This is a genomic window from Streptomyces sp. NPDC059785, from assembly GCF_042732375.1.
GTDB lineage: Bacteria > Actinomycetota > Actinomycetes > Streptomycetales > Streptomycetaceae > Streptomyces.
The window spans coordinates 237,118-256,799 of sequence record NZ_JBHWHV010000003.1 but is presented as its reverse complement, the minus strand read 5'-3'; the positions used below and the strand labels follow the sequence as shown (position 1 = coordinate 256,799).

The 19,682-nt window shown below is 72.6% G+C and carries 17 protein-coding genes and 3 pseudogenes; 14 read left to right on the top strand and 6 right to left on the bottom strand.

What is annotated here, in order from left to right:
- Positions 1-26: 26 nt before the first annotated feature.
- Positions 27-1,040, top strand: a complete 1,014-nt coding sequence (locus tag ACFV6E_RS03740; RefSeq protein ID WP_385459182.1) for an LLM class flavin-dependent oxidoreductase — start codon at positions 27-29, stop codon at positions 1,038-1,040.
- A 12-nt stretch (positions 1,041-1,052) separates the two neighbouring features.
- On the opposite strand, the gene ACFV6E_RS03735 is transcribed toward ACFV6E_RS03740, so the two are convergent.
- Positions 1,053-1,931: an esterase/lipase family protein gene (locus ACFV6E_RS03735; RefSeq protein ID WP_385459205.1), complete on the bottom strand. Its 879-nt coding sequence runs from the start codon at positions 1,929-1,931 to the stop codon at positions 1,053-1,055.
- A 569-nt stretch (positions 1,932-2,500) separates the two neighbouring features.
- On the opposite strand from ACFV6E_RS03735, the gene ACFV6E_RS03730 reads away from it, so the two are divergent.
- From ACFV6E_RS03730 to ACFV6E_RS03695, 8 genes and pseudogenes are all read left to right on the top strand, one after another.
- Complete coding sequence (locus tag ACFV6E_RS03730; RefSeq protein WP_385459180.1) at positions 2,501-3,604, top strand: ferredoxin reductase; 1,104 nt, start codon at positions 2,501-2,503, stop codon at positions 3,602-3,604.
- Between the two features lie 11 nt (positions 3,605-3,615).
- A complete protein-coding gene (locus ACFV6E_RS03725; RefSeq protein WP_385168944.1) occupies positions 3,616-4,734 on the top strand; it encodes a fatty acid desaturase family protein in 1,119 nt (372 codons plus the stop codon).
- 113 nt (positions 4,735-4,847) lie between these two features.
- A pseudogene (locus tag ACFV6E_RS03720) lies at positions 4,848-5,036 on the top strand (Type 1 glutamine amidotransferase-like domain-containing protein); the annotation flags it as partial.
- A 2-nt stretch (positions 5,037-5,038) separates the two neighbouring features.
- A pseudogene (locus ACFV6E_RS03715) lies at positions 5,039-5,245 on the top strand (LLM class F420-dependent oxidoreductase); the annotation flags it as partial.
- 55 nt (positions 5,246-5,300) lie between these two features.
- A complete protein-coding gene (locus ACFV6E_RS03710) occupies positions 5,301-6,125 on the top strand; it encodes a DUF1684 domain-containing protein (protein WP_385459178.1) in 825 nt (274 codons plus the stop codon).
- A 462-nt stretch (positions 6,126-6,587) separates the two neighbouring features.
- Positions 6,588-7,523 carry a TauD/TfdA dioxygenase family protein gene (locus tag ACFV6E_RS03705; RefSeq protein ID WP_385459176.1) on the top strand — a complete coding sequence of 312 codons (936 nt, stop codon included), beginning with the start codon at positions 6,588-6,590 and terminating at the stop codon, positions 7,521-7,523.
- Positions 7,524-7,547: 24 nt separating this feature from the next.
- A complete protein-coding gene (locus ACFV6E_RS03700; RefSeq protein ID WP_385168932.1) occupies positions 7,548-7,802 on the top strand; it encodes a DUF6332 family protein in 255 nt (84 codons plus the stop codon).
- A gap of 222 nt (positions 7,803-8,024) precedes the next feature.
- Entirely contained in the window at positions 8,025-8,438 is a 414-nt protein-coding gene (locus ACFV6E_RS03695) for a PaaI family thioesterase (protein WP_385168929.1), read from the top strand.
- 19 nt (positions 8,439-8,457) lie between these two features.
- Here the strand turns inward: ACFV6E_RS03695 and ACFV6E_RS03690 are convergent, their stop codons facing one another.
- From ACFV6E_RS03690 to ACFV6E_RS03670, 5 genes are all read right to left on the bottom strand, one after another.
- Entirely contained in the window at positions 8,458-8,844 is a 387-nt protein-coding gene (locus ACFV6E_RS03690) for a winged helix-turn-helix transcriptional regulator (RefSeq protein ID WP_385168927.1), read from the bottom strand.
- Between the two features lie 104 nt (positions 8,845-8,948).
- Positions 8,949-9,779 carry an alpha/beta fold hydrolase gene (locus tag ACFV6E_RS03685; RefSeq protein ID WP_385459174.1) on the bottom strand — a complete coding sequence of 277 codons (831 nt, stop codon included), beginning with the start codon at positions 9,777-9,779 and terminating at the stop codon, positions 8,949-8,951.
- 141 nt (positions 9,780-9,920) lie between these two features.
- The gene (locus tag ACFV6E_RS03680) at positions 9,921-10,751 is read right to left on the bottom strand and encodes an MHYT domain-containing protein (protein ID WP_385459172.1); all 831 of its coding nucleotides are present in this window, start codon (positions 10,749-10,751) and stop codon (positions 9,921-9,923) included.
- A gap of 245 nt (positions 10,752-10,996) precedes the next feature.
- A complete protein-coding gene (locus ACFV6E_RS03675) occupies positions 10,997-13,366 on the bottom strand; it encodes a glycoside hydrolase family 65 protein (protein ID WP_385459170.1) in 2,370 nt (789 codons plus the stop codon).
- A 118-nt stretch (positions 13,367-13,484) separates the two neighbouring features.
- Positions 13,485-13,955 carry a hypothetical protein gene (locus ACFV6E_RS03670; RefSeq protein ID WP_385168918.1) on the bottom strand — a complete coding sequence of 157 codons (471 nt, stop codon included), beginning with the start codon at positions 13,953-13,955 and terminating at the stop codon, positions 13,485-13,487.
- Positions 13,956-14,179: 224 nt separating this feature from the next.
- On the opposite strand from ACFV6E_RS03670, the gene ACFV6E_RS03665 reads away from it, so the two are divergent.
- From ACFV6E_RS03665 to ACFV6E_RS03645, 5 genes and pseudogenes are all read left to right on the top strand, one after another.
- Positions 14,180-15,124: an RNA polymerase sigma-70 factor gene (locus ACFV6E_RS03665; RefSeq protein ID WP_385459168.1), complete on the top strand. Its 945-nt coding sequence runs from the start codon at positions 14,180-14,182 to the stop codon at positions 15,122-15,124.
- A 143-nt stretch (positions 15,125-15,267) separates the two neighbouring features.
- Positions 15,268-16,473 carry an NAD(P)/FAD-dependent oxidoreductase gene (locus ACFV6E_RS03660; RefSeq protein ID WP_385459166.1) on the top strand — a complete coding sequence of 402 codons (1,206 nt, stop codon included), beginning with the start codon at positions 15,268-15,270 and terminating at the stop codon, positions 16,471-16,473.
- Positions 16,474-16,579: 106 nt separating this feature from the next.
- A pseudogene (locus tag ACFV6E_RS03655) lies at positions 16,580-16,882 on the top strand (hypothetical protein); the annotation flags it as partial.
- A gap of 407 nt (positions 16,883-17,289) precedes the next feature.
- Positions 17,290-18,747, top strand: a complete 1,458-nt coding sequence (locus ACFV6E_RS03650) for an MFS transporter (RefSeq protein WP_385459164.1) — start codon at positions 17,290-17,292, stop codon at positions 18,745-18,747.
- Positions 18,748-19,013: 266 nt separating this feature from the next.
- Positions 19,014-19,670 (top strand): TOPRIM nucleotidyl transferase/hydrolase domain-containing protein, encoded by a 657-nt coding sequence (locus ACFV6E_RS03645; RefSeq protein ID WP_385459162.1) that lies wholly within the window; start codon positions 19,014-19,016, stop codon positions 19,668-19,670.
- The last annotated feature ends 12 nt before the right edge of the window (positions 19,671-19,682 follow it).

The following is a 19,682-nucleotide window of genomic DNA, read 5'->3' as shown; positions in this document are numbered from 1 at the left end:
GACTTGCCGACCGAGGAGGCCGTGAGATGACTGCCGGAGGGGACCGTGTGCGGATGGGGGTGCTGCTCCCTTCCCGGGAGTCGGCGGCCGTCGGGGAGTGGGCGATGGCACCTCTGCTGGACTTCGCCCGGGAGGCCGAGCGACTGGGCTTTGACTCCGTGTGGACGGGCGACTCGCTGCTCGCCCGCCCCCGGCTCGACCCGCTGGTGGTGCTCGCCTCGGCGGCGGCCGTGACCAGCGGGATCACGCTGGGCACGGCGGCCCTCACCGCGGCCCTGCGCCCTCCTGCGATCGGCGCGCACCAGGTCGCGAGCGTGGACCGGGCCGCCGACGGCCGGCTGGTCGTCGGGCTCGGTGCGGGTTTCCCGGTGCCGGAGACCGAGGCGGAGTTCGCGGCGGTGGGGGTGCCGTTCGCCGGGCGGGCCGCGCGCCTGGACGAAACCGCGGCCGTGTGGCGGCGCGCGTGGGGCCGTCCCGCCGCCACCGGCCCGTGGCCGGACGAGGACCCCTGGGGCGCGCCCGGCGGCCCGGACCGCGAGGGCGCCGGCCTCGACCGGCTGCCGCCCCCGGCCGCGCCGGGCGGCCCTCCGCTGTGGCTGGCGGGCAGCGACACCGCGCGCGTCGTCCGGCGGGTGGCGCGGCTCTACGACGGCTGGCTGCCGTTCCTGCCGGACGCCGGGCTGTACGCGCGGGCCTGGGGCCGGATCCGCCGGCTGGCCGCCGAGCACGGCCGGGCACCGGACGCGATCGTCCCCGGCCTGTACGCCACCGTGCTCATCGACCCCGACCGGGAGCGTGCGCGCAAACAGCTCGACGCCTACACGCACGCCTACTACGGGCAGCCGCTGGAACGGATGACGGCCTTCCAGGCGTACGGGTACGGCACGGCGTCGGAGTGCGCGCGGTGGCTCGGCGGCTATGTGCGCGCCGGGGCCCGGCACGTGGTGCTGCGGATCGGCTCCCTCGACCCGGAGACCCAGCGGGCCCAGCTCGCCGAGGCGGCACGGCGGCTGGTGCCCGCGCTCCGCACGGGCACCTGACCGCCCCCGCCGCTACGCGGTGGTGGTCTCCTTCGCGGCGGCCGTGCCCTCCTTCTTCTTGGCCGCCGGGACCCGCCCCGCCAGCGCGTTGAGCACCTCACGCATCGCGTACGGCGAGTAGACGATGGTGCCGTGCATGCTCAGGTCGGTGGGACACACGTCCTGGAGCAGCACGTTGCGCACGTCCGTGCCCTTGAGCCAGCACGACGTGTACGGGGTGACGACCTCGTCGTACTTGGTGGCGATGACGGTGTACTTCACGCCCGGCACGGTGTCGCCGCCCTCGTTCAGCTTGGTCATGAACGCGCTGTCCTTGTGCTGTTCGGTGCACGCGGGCGACACCACGTCGGTCAGTTCGAGCGTGATGGGGTACTGCTTCATCAGCGCGGTCATGCCGTGCGCCGTGGTGCCGTGGTTGTTCGGGGACAGCCCGATGAGGTGGTGCACCTTCTTCGCGCCGCCGAGGAACTTGAGGTAGTAGCGCGGCAGCATCCCGCCCTGCGAGTGCCCGATCATGTCGACCTGCTCCGCGCCGGTGGCGGCCAGCACCTGGTCCACGAAGGCGGCCAGCTCCTGGGCCGACTTCTCCATGGAGGTCAGGCCGTGGAAGACGGGGATGCGCGGGTCCGCGCCGTAGTCGGCCCGGAAGACGCTGTAGCCGGCGGCGGCCAGGATGGGCGCGGTGACGAGCCAGTAGGTCTCGGCGTTGCCGAAGGTGCCGTGGACGAGGACGACCGGGCGCGGATGCTCCTCGTCGGGGCGGGCGGACCAGTCGTCGATTCCCGGCGCCTGGGTCAGCGCGGCGGCGACCTGCGTGGCGACCGCGGCGGACTGGGCCGCGGCGAGCCCCTCGCCCACCATGGGCAGGGCCCCGGCCGCCTTGGCGGTCATCGCGGAGGCGGCCTCGAGCGGGTTGATCGGCAGCCTGGGTCCTTGTGCAGGGAACACGGGTCCTCCCGGCGGAATGCGGTGCGGGACCGGCTTCAGGTCCATGTACCGGCCCGGCTTCGTGTCGGGCCCTCACGCTAGGTGCGAACCCCGGGTAAGGCTCCGGTAGTTGAACCCCCCGGGCCGGTATCAGGACAGGCCGGGCGGGACGGCTGTGCGACCGCCCCCGTGTCTCGGGGGCAACGTGGCCCCACCGGGCACACCCACCGGCCAGTACGCCGGCGCCGGGCCCCGGACCGCCCCCGGGGACGGCCGCGCGGCCCGGCGGGGCACGGTCACGTCAGCGGCGCGCCCGGCACCCGGGGCACGGCTCCGCGGCCCCGCCGCCCGGGCCGCGGCGGAATCGGCGCAAAAGGCGGCCGCCGGTCCGGGCGGGCGTGGCTCACCGCGCGGCCCGGTTGGTAAGTTGCCCCGGCCGGACGGCACCGGTCCGTCACGGCGCGACCGACCCATCACTGTGCGACCGACCCATCACCGCGGGGCACCTGCGCGCCTCGTGACGGGAGGAATCGGTGAACTTCGCGGCATCGGTGGTTTCCTGGAGCACGCGCGGCCTGGTGCGCGGTACGAGCCTGCTGACGACCCCCTTGCGCCTGGACGAGTACCTGGCCCTGGCGAACCCGCTGTGGGCCGTGCGCGACCTGCGCGGGCGGGTGGAGGCCGTACTGCCGGAGACCCCCGACGCGACCACCCTGGTGCTCCGCCCCGGGCTGGGCTGGCGGGGCCATCTCCCGGGCCAGTACGTGCGGGTCGGCACCGAGATCGACGGGGTGCTGCACTGGCGCATGTTCTCCCTGTCCTCCCCCGCCGGTGCCCGCGACGGCCGGATCCGGATCACGGTCCGGGCGAGCCCGTACGGGACGGTGTCCCGGCACCTGGCGCACCGGACGGTGCCCGGCACGCTGCTGTGGCTGAGCCCGGCGCGGGGCGGGTTCGTGCTCGGGCGGCCGGTGCCGCGCCGGCTGCTGTTCCTGACCGCGGGCAGCGGCATCACACCGGTGATGGCCATGCTGCGCACGCTGGCCGCCCGGGGCCGGCTGCCCGACACGGTGATGGCGCACTCGGCGCCGACCCGGCAGGACGTCATCTTCGGCGCCGAACTGCGGGGGCTGGCCGCCCGGTTCCCGCGCTTCCGGCTGCACGAGCACTTCACGCGCGCGGGCGGTGGTCCGCGGGCCCGGCTGACCACGGCGCGGCTGCCCGAGGTGTGCCCCGACTGGCGGGAGCGGCAGACCTGGGCCTGCGGGCCCGCCGGGATGCTGGACGACGTGGAGCGGTACTGGGACCGCCACGGGCTGGCGGACCGGCTGCACACCGAGCGCTTCCACCCGGTGTTCCGGACGGCGGACGGCGGCGGGGGCGGCGGGCGGGTCCGGTTCACCGAAACGGGGGTGGAGGCCGACGCCGACGCCTCGACGCCGCTGCTCGCCGTCGGCGAGGACCTCGGCCTGCCCATGCCGTACGGCTGCCGGATGGGCATCTGCTTCGGCTGCATCCTGCCCCTCGTCCACGGCCGGGTGCGCGACCTGCGGACCGGCCGGGCGCACGGAGAGGAAGGAGACCTGATCCAGACCTGTGTGTCGGCCGCGGCCGGCCCGGTGGCAATCGAACTGTGAGGAGCCAGTCCATGAGCACCGCAACCTCAACCGCGCACCTGGACGAGACCGGCATCAAGGAGTTCGGTGCCGCGCTCGACCGGATCCGCGACGAGGTACTCGCCTCGCGCGGGGAGACAGACGCACGCTACATCCGCCGTCTGTTCGCCGTCCGGCGCGGTCTGGAGGTGGGCGGCCGCGCGGCCCTGGCGGTGTCGCTCTTCCCGCCCGCCTGGTTCGCCGGCACCGCCCTGCTCGCCTGCTCCAAGATCCTGGACAACGCGGAGATCGGGCACAGCGTGCTGCACGGCCAGTGGGACTGGATGCGCGACCCGCGGATCCACTCCACCACCTACCGGTGGGACCTGCTCACCTCCGAGGAGGGCTGGAAGCACGGCCACAACGACAACCACCACGTCTGGACCAACGTCGTCGGCAAGGACCGCGACTTCGGTGTCACGGTCCTGCGGCTGAGCGACGAACAGCCCTGGCACCCCCTGAACCTCCCCCAGCCGCTCTACTACCTGATGCTCAACCTCCTCTTCGACTGGTCGCTGGCCGTCTACGAGCTGGAGTACGACGCCGTGCGGGAGGGCCGCAAGAGCACCGGGGCGTTCCTCAGGGACACCGGCGCCCTGCTGGCCAAGGCGGTGCGCCGGGCCGCGAAGGACTATGTGCTGATCCCGCTGCTGTCGGGGCCCTCGGCGGTGCCGTGCCTGCTCGGCAACGTCGGCGCGGACCTCGTCCGCAACTTCTGGGTCGCCTCGGTCATCTTCGTCGGCCACTTCCACGAGGATGTGGAGACCTACACCCCGGACGAGGTACGGGACGAGACACGCGGCGACTGGTACCTGCGCCAGTTGCTCGGCTCGGCCAACATCGAGGGCAGCCCCCTGCTGCACATCGCCACCGGGAACCTGAGCCACCAGATCGAGCACCACCTCTTCCCCGAGGTGCCCAACAACCGCCTGGCCCAGATCGCCCCCCAGGTGCGGGCCCTGTGCGAGAAGTACGGCCTGCCCTACAACACGGGCTCGCTCGCCCGCCAGTACACCTCCGCCTGGATGCGCGTCCTGCGGTACTCCCTGCCGGGCCGGCGCCCCGCCGTCCCGTCCTCCGCCGAGCCCCTGGACGCCGAACGGGCGGCGTGACGCCGTCACCGGCCGGGGCGCGGACCGGTCTTTTCCGATTGCGGACACAGCCGGTGTCCTGACACCGTTCGGGGCGTCGTCCGCGTCCGTGCCGTGCACCGAGGAGGCCCCGCGTGGCTGCCGTTCCACAACGCCGTCTGGCCCTCCTCGGCGGGGGCTTCTCCATCGACGGCGACGGTCTGCTGGACGACTGGGTGCTCGGTCAGGCGCGGACGTCCCGGCCGAGGGTGTGCTTCGTCCCGACGGCCAGCGGCGACGCCCCCGGCTACGTCGAGCAGTTCCTGTCGGCGTTCCGCGCCCGTCCCAGATCCCGTCCTACGCCCGGGTGATCGAACTCTCCGGCGTCCGGCGGGCGTCCGACCTGGCCGTGATCGGCGACGAGAAGGCGGTCGCCGCCGAGGTACGGCGCTACCGGGACGCCGGCGCGACGGAGGTGGTCTTCACGAGCACGGAGATCGCCGGCGACGCCGACCGGCGCCGCACCTGGGCGCTCCTGGGCGAACTGGCCTGACGCCCGACCCGGCCCGCGGCGACCGACGCAATCACTTCGAGGCGAAGGAGACATGATGACCACCCAGGCCGAGACCACTGAGCTTCAGGCCTTCACCCGCGACTGGCTGGACTGGTACCGGGCGCAGGAGGAACGGCTCGCCGGCCCGCACGGGTTCCTCGCGATCACCGGCCTGCACTGGCTCGACGACCGGCCGCGGCGCTTCCCGGACGCCCCCGGCAGTTGGCGCACCGGCGCCGACGGGGTCACCGTGATCCTCGATGGCGACGAGGAACTGGTCGTGGACAGAACCGCGGTGCGCGGCGAGCACCGCTTCGGGGTGATCCCCGATCGCGGCAGCGTCAACGCGGTCTGGGGCGACGCCGTGATCGAAGTGGCCAGGCGCGGCGGCAACGACATCGTGCGGCCCCGCCATCCAACCGCTCCGCTGCGCACCGCCTTCACCGGCACGCCCGCCTACGCGCCCGACCCGCGCTGGGTCGTCACCGGCCGCTACGTGCCCTTCGACGAACCGCGTCCCACCACCGTGGGCGCCGCGGTCGAGGGACTTGAGCACGTGTACGACGCACCCGGCCGGATCGAGTTCGAACTGGACGGGCAGCCCATGTCGTTGACCGCGTTCCCCGGACCCGCCCCGGGACGGCTGACGGTGCTGTTCACCGACGCCACGTCCGGCGTCACCACGTACGCCGCCAACCGCGTGCTCACCGTGGAACCGTCCACGGCGGACGGCACGGTCGTACTGGACTTCAACCGTGCGGCGAACCTGCCGTGCGCCTACACGGATCTGGCCACCTGCCCGCTGCCGCCCGCGGAGAACCGGCTGCCGGTGGCGGTCGAGGCGGGCCAGAAGCTGCCCCGCGAGCGGGGCGGTTCCTGAGCACGCGGACGGCCCGGGAGGGGTGGGTGCGGCCGGGGCGACGTCCCGAGGGCCGGAGTAGATCTTTGCCGTCCCGGGGAGCGCACGCATGCGAAAGCTGGTGCTACCGTGCTGGTCATGACCGCGTACCCGATCCTGTGCGAAGCCCGGCCGACGTGCCGCGGCGAGTACGGCGCGTGCGCTTCCCGCGGCCTGAGCTTCCTGCGCCGCCGCGGCCGGGTCGGTTCTCCCCCGGCCCCCGGCCGTTCCTGTCGCTGTCGTAGCTGTCGCTGACCCCGACGCCCCGGCCGGACCCGATCCCCGCACACCCTGGTCCGTAGCCGGCCCTCTCCTCTCGCGGTCCGCCCGCATCCGTCACCGGTGCCCCGTCCCCCGACCCCGGGCCGGGCTCCCGGGCCGATGCCGCACCACCCTCCGTTCGGCGGCTCCCGTCGTCCGCCCCGATCACCAGGAGATGCCCCGATGACCACCGCACCCGTCGCCCCGCCCGTCCTGCGCGACCACCGCATCCCCGCCGACGGCCTCTACGAGGGCGCCCGCGTCCTCGACCGGCTGCCCGCCGGAGTCCCCGAACGTCCCTACAGTCTCTTCGAGTTGGTGCCGCAGGCACGGACGATCGGCGCGGAGATACGGGGCGTGGACCTGTCCCGCCCGCTGACGGACGCGCTGCGGGACGAGCTGAACCGTGCCCTGCTGGAGTGGAAGGTGCTCTTCTTCCGCGGCCAGCACCTCACCTCCGCCGCCCAGCGCGGCTTCGCCCGCAACTGGGGCGAGCTGGAGACGAACCCGCTGCTGGCCACCGGTGACGACGACGAGGTGGTGCGCTTCGACAAGGCGGCCGGGGCCACCCCGACATTCGAGAACGTCTGGCACACCGACGTCACCTTCCGCCCGCGGCCCGCGCTCGGCGCCGTACTGCAACTGCGCGAGGTACCGCCGTTCGGCGGCGACACCATGTGGGCGGACATGGCCGCGGCCTACGACAACCTGCCGGAGGAGGTGAAGGCCCGGATCGACGGCGCCCGTGCCGTGCACGACTTCCTGCCGGGCTTCGCCCGCTTCTACCCGGCCGGGCGACTCGCACCGTTCCAGGAGCGGTTCCCGCCGGTCGAGCACCCCGTGGTGCGGCGGCACCCGGAGACCGGACGGCGCATGCTCTTCGTCAACGCGTCCTTCACCACCCGGATCGTCGGCCTGGAGCGGGCGGAGAGCGACCGGTTGCTGCGGCTGCTGTTCCAGCAGGCCCATGTGCCCGAGTTCCAGGTACGGTTCCGCTGGCAGCAGGGCGATGTCGCCTTCTGGGACAACCGCGCGACCCAGCACTACGCGGTCAACGACTACGGGCCCCACCGCCGCGTGGCCGAGCGCGTCGCCATCGCCGGTGACCGGCCCTTCTAGGGCGTGTTGTGTGACACTGACGCCATGGACGCGGGGCGCGAATCGCGGGTGGAGAAGGATGCGATGACGGTGGAGATCGGGTTCGCCCTGGTGACCGCCGTGCTGCTGGCGGCGGCCGTGCTGGGCGTGGCGTTGATCCCCGCTCTGCTCCTCGGCGTCCACGAACCGGCGGGCAGGACCGTGCTGACGGCCGGCGGGCTGGTCGGGGCGGTCGCCGGGTTCTGGCGGCTGGTGCTGGTCCTGGTCCGCTTCGACCGGAACCGGCGCCTGGGCCGCTGAGCAGCGCGCCCCGCGCGCCCGCCCCTCGGAGCGCGGCCGTGACGGTACGCCCGCCGCCACGGCGGAAGCACCTGTCGCTGCCGTCAGGGGGCGGATGTCCCGTAGAGGCCGGGGCCTGACGGCACCGGCCCGCGGCGACTCCCTTTACCTCACGGGTAATCGACAGCCGTCCGCCGTGCCGGGAGCATCACAGGGCACCGTTCGTCGAGAGAGGACACGCGGATGGATCAGATCGCGCGCCAGTGGATCGACAGTGCCGTCATGGCGTCCCCCGTCGCGAAGAGCATGGGGATGACGCTCGTCGCAGCCGAGGCCGACTCGGTCGTCCTGGCGCTGCCGTTCGCCGACCATCTGACGACGACCCCCGGCACGCTGCACGGCGGTGTCGTCGCGGCCCTGGTCGACACCGCCGGCGCCGCCGCGTCCGCCTCGGGTCTGACGGCCGGGGACGAGGCCACCGGCGGGGCGACCTCGAACCTGTCGGTGACCTACCTCGCCCCCGCCCGTACCGGCCTGCGGGCGACGGCGACCGTCGTGCACCGGGCCCGCAGCTCGACGCACACCCAGGTCGCCGTACGGGACGCGGACGGCCGGCTCGTGGCGAGCGGGTACGTCGACAGCCGGATCTTCCACTGACCGCCCCGGCCCCGGCGTGTCAGTCGGCCGCCTTGCCGTGGGCCGCGTCCCAGTCCTGGCCGTTCTCGTCGATCCGGGCCATGTGCGCCTCGGCCCAGTCGCGGAGCGCGGCCAGCGGAGCGTCGAGGGAGAGACCCAGTTCGGTCAGGCCGTAGTGGACGCGGGGCGGGACGGTGTCCTCCACCCGGCGGGTGACCAGGCCGTCGCGGTGCAGGCCGCGCAGCGTCACGGACAGCATCTTCTGCGAGACGCCGGGCATGGCGCGCCGCAGCTCCGAGAAGCGGACCTCGGCGGGGTGGGCCCCGGCGAGCACCTTGACGGCCATGGACGTCCACTTGTCGCCGATCCGGTCGAGCAGGTTCCGCGTCGGGCACGCGGGGCTGAAGAGATCACCCCGTCGTCCCATCGCGCTCACCGGCTTCCGTACGGCTTCACCGTTCGCGCCCATCGTAACCAGGCAGCCGGTGAAGACCGTGGCCGCCGGGATGTGAGTGTGCCGCGGGCGGGCTTTCACGCCAGGAACGGCCGCAGCGCCGCGAGGAGTTCACGCGGGCGGTGCTGGGGGACGATGTGGCCGCAGTTCTCCAGAACGATTCCCGACACGTCCTCGGCAATCGGCCGCACTTGCCGATAGGTGGCGTTTCCGACCGGATGGGAGCCGATCGCCAGCGTGGGCACCTCCAGTCCGGTGTCCGCCGCCGCCCGCTCGATCTGCCGAGCGCTTTCCGGAAAAGACCGGTAGTGGGCGAATGCCGCGCGCAGGGCGTCCCGTCCGGTGTACGCGGCGTGCACGGCGGCACGGAACGCCGGGGTGACACCGTCGCCCAGCGTGCCGGCCCGGAGGAAGAAGTCGAGGTACTCCTCCTCGTGGCCGGTGAGGACGTTCTCGGCGAGACCCGGGACGGCGTGGAAACCGAACCACCACGGAGGCCCGTTCCGCAGGAACTCCCCGGCGCCCGGCAGGCCGCCGAGCAGCGCTTCCATCACCACCAGGCGCCGCACCCGCTCCGGATGCGTCAGGCCCGTCAGGAAGGCGGGCGGGGTGCCGAGGTCGATGCCGACGACGTCGGCCTGTCCGATGTCCAGTGCGTCGAGCAGCGCGACCACGTCCGCCGCCACATCGGCCGCCGTGTAACCCGACGCGGGACGCGCGGAATCGCCGAGACCGCGCAGATCGGGTGCGATCACCGTGCGGTCTCTGGTCAGTTCGGGAAAGACCGGTTCCCATATCCGCCAGGTGTGCGGGAAACCGTGGAGCAGCACCACGGCCGGGCCTTCCCCGCCCACGGCCACATTCAATTCCACGCCGTGAGCGCGGATCCGCTTCAATTCCACCGTCATCGAGCCTTCTCGCCTTCTCGCCTTCGTGGCGAATTTCTCGGCTTGCTCGATCACCGTAGAAAGCGGGCCGCGCTCAGGGAAGACGGCACTCTGCGCTCACCTGGTTTCCCCCGGGTAACCGCCCCGGCACCGGGACGGCGGTCAGAGGGCGGGCCAGGACCCCGTGTGCCGCTGCTTCGCGGCGGAGGGCGCCGGCTGCTCCGCGGCGCCGTCCGCCCCCGCCGCGGGCCCGTCGCCGAGGAGCATGTCGGGGTCGAACATGACGATCACGGCCGCGAGGGCGAGCACGGCGACGGGTCCCGCGATCATGGGCAGGAGGAAGCCGAGCAGCTCCACCGAGGACTGGTCGACGACCGCCGCGCCCTTGCTGACGTGGACGCTCATGGCGGCCATGCCGGTGTAGTGCATGCCGGTCACGGCCACGCCCATGATGGCGCTCGCGGCCGCCGCGGACGCCAGGGTGTGCAGGGAGACCGCGGCCCACAGGGCGGCGGTCGAGGCGACCACGGCGATCAGTACGGACAGGCCGACCGTGACCGCGTCGAAGGACATGTGGCCGTCGAAGCGCATGCCGCTCATGCCGATGTAGTGCATCGCCGCGACGCCCAGGCCGGTGATGACCCCGGCCGCGCCCAGGACGAACGGCGAGGTGCCGCGGTAGCCGACGATGGACACGCCCAGGGAGACCACGGCGACGGCGACGACCAGGCTGAGGAGGGTCGTCGACCGGTCGTAACCGACCTCCGCGCCCTGGATGGTGAAGCCGATCATCGCGATGAAGTGCATGGTCCAGATCCCCGCGCCGATGCAGACGGCGCCGAGCACGAGCCAGGCGCCGCGTCTGCCCTCTCTGCCCTTGCGCACCGATCTGACCGTGCACCGCAGTCCGAGCGCCGAACCGACGCAGGTCGTCAGGAACGCCACGACGGGAGTGACCATTCCGTAGTTGAACTGAGAGACCGTGCCGTTCACCGAACACCTTCCAGACCGTTCGCCCCACCCCGAAGCTCACCCGAAGAAACCACGTGACGGGTTACCGGCAAAGGGTCGTCCGGGTGAGCGGATGCCCCACAGTAGGTTTCGGTTTTGGGCTTGTCACTGCCCCTCTTGTGACGCAATCAAATCGAGACACATACAGGCATATTCCATATGCAAGTGATGCCGTGCGGTGAATCCCCGGCGGCGGCAGCGGCCCCTGCGGGGCCGGCCGTGCGGGGTCAGCCGGGAAGCACCAGCCGCCGCGTCTCCCCCGGCCGCACGGAGAGCGTCCGGTCCGGCAGCCGGACACCGATCGGCGACCGGTCGGAGGCCGGTACGGAGATCTCCAGGAGGCATTTCTCCAGCCGCAGCCGTACGTTCCAGTGGCCCTGGTAGCGCAGGGAGAAACCGTAGGAGGACAGTTCGGGCAGGGGCACCGGGTCGAGCCGCAGGGCGCCGTCGCGGGTCTCCAGGCCGGTCAGTCCGCGCTGGACGAGGTCGAGGGTGCCGGCCATGGCGCCGAGGTGGATGCCCTCGCCGGTGGTGCCGCCCTGCACATCGGCGACATCGCCGCGCAGCGCCTCCTGGCAGAACTCCCACGCCTCGGCACGGCGGTCCCGGGCCAGCACCCAGCCGTGCACCAGACCGCTGAGGGTGGAGCCGTGGCTGGTGCGGGCCAGGTAGTGGTCGACGGTGCGCCGCCAGGTGTCCGCGTCGAGCCGGTGCCCCAGCCGGGCGAAGAGTTCCCGGAGTTCGGCGGGCGAGAACAGATAGCCGAGCATCAGCACGTCGGCCTGCTTGGACGCCTGGTAGCGGTTGACGGTGTCGTCCTCGGCCTCCAGGATCCGGTCCAGGCGCCGGATGTCCCCGTACCGCTCGCGGTACCCCTCCCAGTCGAGTTCCTCCAACTCGCCGTACCGCTCGAACTGGCTGATCACCCCGTCGTGGAAGGGCACGTACAGGGTGCGCGAGACCTCGTCCCAGCGTTCGAGTTCGCCGTCGCCGAGCCGGGTGCGCTCGACGAGCTCCCGGCGCCGCGGCTCGGGCAGGGCTTCGAGGAGTTCGAGCGCGCGGGCCAGCACCCAGGCGGCGGTGACGTTCGTGTACGCGTTGTCGTCGAGTCCGGGCTCGCTCGCCCAGGGATAGGACTCGTGGTACTCGTCCGGTCCGACGATCCCGCGGATACGGTGCCGGCCCAGCCGCTCGTCGTACTCGGCCGAGTCGGCCCAGAAGCGGGCGATCTGGAGCATCATCTCGGCGCCCTTGGTGTGCAGGAACTCCGCGTCACCGCTGGCCTCGCAGTACTTCCACACGTTGTACGCCACCGCCGAGCCGACGTGCCGCTGGAGGCTGGAGTGGTCGGGCAGCCAGCGCCCGGAACGCGGGTTGAGGTGCAGCCGCTGGGTCTCCTCGCGGCCGTCGCTGCCGCTCTGCCAGGGGTAGAGGGCACCGCGCCGGCCGATGTCGCGGGCGGCCGCGCAGGCTCGTTCCAGGCGCCGGTGGCGGTAGCGCAGCAGCGCCCGGGACACCTCGGGGAAGTGCAGATTCAGGTAGGGCAGGACGAACAGCTCGTCCCAGAAGACGTGGCCGCGGTAGGCCTCGCCGTGCAGGCCGCGGGCGGGTGCGCCGACGTCGAGGTCGGCGGTGTGCGGGGAGAGCGTTTGCAGGACGTGGAAGAGGTGCAGCCGCAGGATGCGGCCGGCCTCGCCGGGCACCTCCAGGTCGGCCCGCCGCCACAGTTGGTCCCAGGCGGTGGTGTGGGTGTCGAGCAGCGCGTCGAAGTCCGGCGCGTGGCAGGCCCGGGTGACGGCCGCCTGGAGCGGGTCGCTGATGGCCGGGTCGTGCGAGGTGTGCAGGGCGACGGTCTTGTCGACGGTCGCGGTGCGGCCCGCCGTCAGCCGCAGGCACAGCCGCTGCGCGGCGCGCGGGGGTGTGTGCTCGGCGGTGATGTCCGCGTCGCAGGTCAGACGGGCGGCCATGCCGATACGGAGATCGGAGGTGCGGGTGCGGCAGCGCAGCCACACGGTGTCCGGAGCGGCGTCGCCGGTGTGCAGGTGGGTGAGGTGGCGGCCGTCCAGATCGCGGTAGCGCGGGACGCCGGAGTTGGTGACGCCGCCGTCGAGCGCCGCCTCCACCTCGAGGTCGCCCGCGTAGCCGTCCGCGGTGAACTCGGTGCGCAGGGCGCCGAGATGGGCGTCGCCCATGTGGACGAGGCGCTGCTGGCGCACGGTCAGGGTGCGGCCGTCGCCGATCCCGTACCGCGAGGTGCGCTCCAGGACGCCCGGGGCGAGGCGTACCTCCAGGCGGTGGTCGAGCACCGGCGCCGTGTCCGGGGTGAGCCACCTTCCGCCCGGGATGCGGAACCGCAGCGGCAGCCAGTTCGGCAGGTTGACCATGTCCTCGTTCTCGACGCGCCGCCCGGCCACCTCCGACGTCAGCCGGTTGTAGACGCCCGCCGCGTACGTGCCCGGGTAGTGCACGTCGTCCGCGGTGCACTCCGGGAGGGCGCCGCGGGTGGCGAAGTAGCCGTTGCCCAGGGTGCACAGGGACTCCCTGAGCCGCTCGTCCTCCGCCACGTACCCGTCGTACGCCCATGTCGGGTCGGTCACTGCTCCACTCCTCGGGTGTGCGGTTCCCTGCGTCGGCCCCTGTCCGAGCAGTGTCCCCCGCGCACCCGGGCGGAGCGTTCAGGCTCGCTGGCGCGACGGCCGCCGAGCGCCGGGGGCCCTACTTCTGCACCGGCGGGCAGTAGCCGGTCTCCTCGCCGATCGTGTTGATGACGGCGTTGGACCGCGAGTCCCCCGCGTAGTCGATCTGGTCCGTGCAGCTCACACCGGACTCCTTCGCGGTGCCCGCCGGCGTGCTCGCCGCCTCCGGCTCCGGGCAGTAGCCCGTCTCCTCGCCGATCGTGTTGATGACCGCGTTGGACCGCGAGTCCCCCGCGTAGTCGATCTGGTCCGTGCACTTCACACCGGACTTCTTCGCGGTGCCCGACGGGGTGCTCGCCGCCTGCGTGCCCTCGCTGGAGCCTTCCGTCTTCTCGTCCGTGGCGGAGCCGGCCTGCGGGGTCTTCGTGGCGGTGGCGGACGACGCGGTGGTCGAGGAGGCGGCCGAGTCGCTGCCGCTGTCGCAGGCCGTGAGCGCCAGGCCGGCTGCCACAGCGGCAAGGGTCAGGGCCGAGATCTTGCGTACGCGCATGTTCTTTCCTCCGAAGGGGTCCCCCGCTCCTGGCGAGCGGGCTCTTTGATCATCAAGATGGCGGGCCGCGCTGGGCGCGTTCCCCGCAGGGTCACGTCAAGACACGGCTGTTACACAAGGGCTGACCGGCTGCTGTCGCACAAGGGCCGGCCTGCGCGGCGGATCCCAGGTGCGCGCCGGTGGCCCCGGCGGCCCCTTCGCCGTGCCCGGCTAGGATCCGGTGCATGCCGCTGACCACGAAGGGTGTCGACCGGTTCGAGGCCGCGAGGCCCCGCCTCGAAGCCATCGCCTATCGCCTGCTCGGTTCCGTGAGCGAGAGCGAGGACGCCGTGCAGGAGACCTTCCTGCGCTGGCAGGCCGCCGACGTCCAGCGCGTCGAGGTCCCCGAGGCCTGGCTGACGAAGGTGCTCACCAACCTGTGCCTGAACCAGCTCACTTCGGCGCGGGTGCGGCGCGAGACCTACGTGGGCCAGTGGCTGCCCGAACCGCTGCTCGACGGCGACCCGCTGCTCGGCCCGGCCGACACCGCCGAGCAGCGCGAGTCCCTCTCGTACGCGGTCCTCGCCCTGATGGAACGGCTGTCGCCCAACGAGCGCGCGGTGTACGTGCTGCGGGAGGCGTTCGACTATCCGCACCGGGAGATCGCCGGGATCCTCGACCTGACCGAGGCGGCCAGTCAGCAGCTCCTGCACCGCGCCAAGAAGCACATCGCGGACGGCAGGGCCCGCAACGAGATCGACAGGGCCGCCGCCCAGCGCATCGTCGCGGAGTTCCTGACCGCCGCGACCAGCGGGAGGACCGAACCGCTCGTGAAGCTGCTCACCGCCGACGCCGTCGCGATCGGTGACGGCGGCGGGCGGATCCCGGCCGCGGCCAAGCCGTTCCGCGGCGCTGTCGCGGTCGCGAAGTTCATCCGTGGCCTGTTCAAGCCCGCGCACGCCAAGCGCGCCCTCGTCGGCGGCTCCCCCGAGGTCCACGTCACCACCGCCAACGGCGGCCCCGCCGTCGTGGCGGTCCTGGACGGCCGGGTCGTCGGCGTCATGTGCCTGGAGATCACGGCCGAGGGCATCGCCGCGTTCCGCAACCAGGTGAACCCCGACAAGCTCGAGCGGGCGAGCCGGGTGTGGGCGGCCGGCGATCACGGAGAGCCCCTGTTCCACGCGTTCTGACGGCGATGCGGGCGCCCGGGAGGAGAGCGAGGCTCCTGTGACCCGCTTCACATCACCTTCCTGTCAGGAAACGACGGGCTGTCCGGTTCAAGGGGCGGAACCACGCCGGACAGCCGGTGGGCCGCGCAGACAGGAGCCAGGAAATGCAGCACCGCATCATCGTCCTCGGGGCCGGATACACCGGAGCCGTCGCGGCCGGCCGCCTCGCCAGGCGGCTGCACCGTGACGACGTCGCCATCACCCTCGTCACCGCCGAGCCCGACTTCGTCGAGCGCGTCCGGATGCACCAGCTCGCGACCGGCCAGGACCTCAAGGCCAGGACCTTCGCCGAGATGTTCGCGGACACCGGCGTCGAGCTGCGGCTCGCCCGGGTCACCGCCGTCGACGCCGACCGCAGGACCGTCACCGTCACCGCCGACGGCACCACCGAGGAGCTCGCGTACGACACCCTCGTGTACGCCCTCGGCAGCGGCTGGAACGACCAGGGTGTCCCCGGCACCGCCGAGCACGCCCACCAGATCGCGAGCAGGGCCGGGGCGCTCCGGCTGCGCGCCCGCCTGGCCGCCCTGGAGGCCGGGCAGCCCGTGGTCGTCGTCGGCGGCGGGCTCACCGGTCTGGAGGCCGCGACGGAGATCGCCGAGGCCCGCCCGGACCTCACCGTGTCCCTCGTCGCGCGCGGCGCGCTCGGCGACTGGCTCTCGTACAGGGGCCGCGCCCAGCTGCGCAAGGTCTTCGGGCGGCTCGGCATCACCGCCCACGAGCACACCACCGTCACCGCCGTCGAGGCCGGCCGGGTCCGCACCGCCGACGGCACGGCGGTCCCGGCCGCGGTCACGGTGTGGACCACCGGCTTCGCGGTCCACCCGATCGCACGGGCCACCACGCTGGAAGTCGGCGACACGGGGCAGATCGTGGTCGACGCGACCATGCGCTCCCTCTCCCACCAGGACGTGTACGCCATCGGTGACGCGGCCCTGGCACCCGGCCCCGATGACAAGCCGCTGCGGATGTCGTGCGCCTCGGGCCTGCCCGCCGCCTGGCAGGCCGCCGACGCCATCGCGGCCCGCCTGACCCGGCGCAAGCTGCCGAAGACCCCGATCCGGTACTTCAACCAGTGCCTCTCGCTGGGCCGCAGGCAAGGACTCATCCAGTACGTCACCGCCGACGACCGTTCCGTCAACGCGGTGCTGGCCGGCCGGCTGGCCGCCGGTTACAAGGAACTGGTGTGCAAGGGCGCGGCCTGGGCCGTGGCCAACCCGACCCTCGGCCTGCCGTCGCGCCGCCGCCGCGTCGTGCCGGAGACCACCGAGCCGCACCCGGCCGTCGAGGCGCCGGTCCGTCCCGTCTGACTCGGGTCGCCTTTGAGGACAAATCCCGTTGGAGGGGCCGGGAGCGTGATCATAGAGTCCTTGCATGTCTCTACGTGTTCGTATGCGCCAGGCCCTCCCGGAAGCGATGCGTGCCCGCGACAAGGCCGCGGTGAGCGCCTTGCGCGCGACGCTCGCCGCGCTGGACAACGCCGAGGCGGTACCCGTGGGCGAGGCCGAGTCGCGTGGTACGGCCCTCGAACAGTCGCCGGTCGGGGCCGGTACCACCGAGGCGGCGCGGCGTGAGCTGAGCGAGCACGACGTGACGGCCGTCGTACGGGCCGAGGCCGCCGAACGGCTGGACGCGGCGGCCCGGTTGACGGCGCCCGCCCACGCCGACCACGTCGCACGACTGCGCGCGGAGGCAGCGGTACTGCAACGCTTCCTCGACACACATGAGGATGCCGGGGAACGCGACGGATACGGCGAGCGCGACGGACGCGAGGCACACGGCCGACGCGGGGCACACGCCGAGCACGGCGGGGCGGTCGGTCGGGGCGGCGCGTAGGAGCGGGCTCCTCGGCCCGCGACGGCGCCGGCCCAGGGCCGTCCCGCCGCGCCATACCGCCGCGCCGAGGCGCTTGCGGACGTCGTCGGGCGATGCCCCGGCGGCGTCCCGCCCGGCGCCCCAGGAGTCGCCCCACTGGTCTCACATGTTGATATTCGCTTTCCGAAAACTAAGACGCCTGAGATCGTTCACGGTGCCCGTACAGTGCGCGGGGTTCTTCGGCGAGGGGGACGTACGCGCAGGTCCAGGCCTTCGGCGACCGACCTTCACCTCGCGCGAGAGACCGAGCAATGCCCGCACCAGCCACAGCCACCGGATCGGCCCAGACGCCCGTCAATCCGCGGTCCCGCGTCCTCATCGCCAGCCTCATCGGCACGACGATCGAGTTCTACGACTTCTACATCTACGCGACCGCGGCCGTCCTGGTCTTCCCGTCCCTCTTCTTCCCGAACGCGGACCCCACGACGGCGCTGCTGTCGTCGTTCGCGGTCTTCGGCGCCGCCATGGTCGCCCGCCCGATCGGGGCCGTCTTCTTCGGACACCTCGGCGACCGGCTCGGCCGCAAACGGACACTGGTGGTCTCCCTGCTGACCATGGGCATCGCCACCTTCCTCATCGGCGTGCTGCCCACCTACGCGCAGGTCGGCTGGGTCGCCACCGCGCTGCTCGTACTGATGCGGCTCGCGCAGGGCTTCGCGCTCGGCGGCGAGTGGAGCGGTGCCGCGCTGGTCGCGACCGAGAACGCGCCCAAGGGCAAGCGCGCCCTGTACGGCACCTTCCCGCAGCTCGGCGCCCCGCTGGGCTTCATCATCGGCAACGGCCTGTTCCTGGTCATCGGCGCGCTGCTGCCGTCCACGGCGGGCGCCGACCCCACTCAGCCCTCGCAGGCCTTCACCGACTGGGGCTGGCGCATCCCGTTCCTGTTCTCGGCCGTAATGGTCGCGATCGGCCTGTGGGTGCGCTCGCGGCTCGTCGAGTCGACGGTCTTCGCCAAGACCCGCGAGGCCGGAAAGGTGCGGAAGCTGCCGCTGGCCACCGTGGTCCACAGCCACTGGAAGCAGCTCGTCCTCGGCACCTTCATCATGCTGGCGACGTACGTGCTCTTCTACCTGATGACCACGTTCTCGCTGAGCTACGGACGCACCGCGAAGGACGCCGCCGTGCCGGGGCTCGGCTACAGCTACACCACGTTCGTGCTGATGATGATCTTCGGCGTGCTGTTCTTCGCCGTGTTCACCCTGGTCTCGGGACCGCTGGCCGACAAGTACGGCCGGCGCACCACCCTGATCTGGATCACCGCGGCGATCGTGGTGTTCGGACTGGTCTGGGTGCCGCTGATCGGCCTGGGCACGCTCGGCGTGGTGCTGTGGCTCGTGCTCGGCTTCACGCTGATGGGCATGACGTTCGGCCCGATGGGCGCGCTGCTGCCCGAGCTCTTCCCGACGAGCGTGCGCTACACCGGTTCCGGCATCTCGTACAACGTCAGCTCGATCCTCGGGGCGGCGGTCGCGCCGTTCATCGCGGTGGCGCTGTGGGAGGCCGGTGACGGTTCGCCGTGGCTGGTCGGTGTCTACCTCTCCGCGATGGCCGTGCTGACGCTGACCGCGCTGCTGCTCGGCAAGGAGACCAAGGACGTGTCGCTGGACGAGGGAGAGGGCGAGGACGCCACCACTTCCCCGGCCGACGCCACCCCGACCACGGTCGCCTCCACCGCCTCCACCGCCTCCACCGCCTCCACCGCCTCCTGACCGTCCTGCCCCGCCCGACGCACTTGCCGAAACCGGTTTCGCGGCCCTGCCGGCCCGGGCCTCGACCCGCCATCGCACGGAAGGGGCCGTGCCGCTACATCACATGCCCGTCGATCACGTGGTCGCTCACCAGGTTGGTCATCCGAACCCCCTCGGTGACCGCGGGAGCGACGGGCGGATGTACCGGCGCGGCCCCGACCCACGACGAAACGCGCGTGCGCAACCGAAGACGGCCGTGTCAGCATGACCTCGGAGAGCGAGGTGGCGTGAACGAGTCGGGACGACTGCGCCGGGCGCTGGTCACATGGGCGGCCGGCGGCGCGGACGCGGACACCGCGGCCACGACAGCGCGCGAACTGGCCGGCGCCGTCCGCACGGTCGTGCTCGTCGAGGGAAACAGCGACCAGGTCGCGCTGGAGGCCCTGGCCGCCCAAGCGGGCCGCGACCTCGCCGCGGAGGGCGTCGCCGTGGTGCCACTGGGCGGCGCGACGAACATCGGCCGTTTCCTGGACGTGTGCGGCCCCGCGGGCCTGGACATCCCCCTGGCCGGCCTCTACGACATCGGCGAGGAACGCCACTTCCGACGCCACCTGCGACGGGTCGGCCTCGCCCCGGGACTCACACCCACCACCAAGCTCGACACCCTCGGCTTCCACGTGTGCGTCGCCGACCTGGAGGACGAACTGATCCGCGCACTCGGCGCCGAAGTCGTACAGCAGGTGATAGAGACCCAGGGCGAGACGCGCCCTTTCCGCACGTTCCAGGGCCAGCCGGCCCAGCGGAACCGGCCGGTGGAGCACCAACTGCGCCGCTTCATGGGCACACACAGCGGCCGCAAGTCCCTCTACGCCCAGGCCCTGGTCGCGCGCCTGGAACCGGAGCGCGTACCAGAGCCGTTGAAGCGCCTCCTCGCATCCGCCTGACCAGGCCCTCCG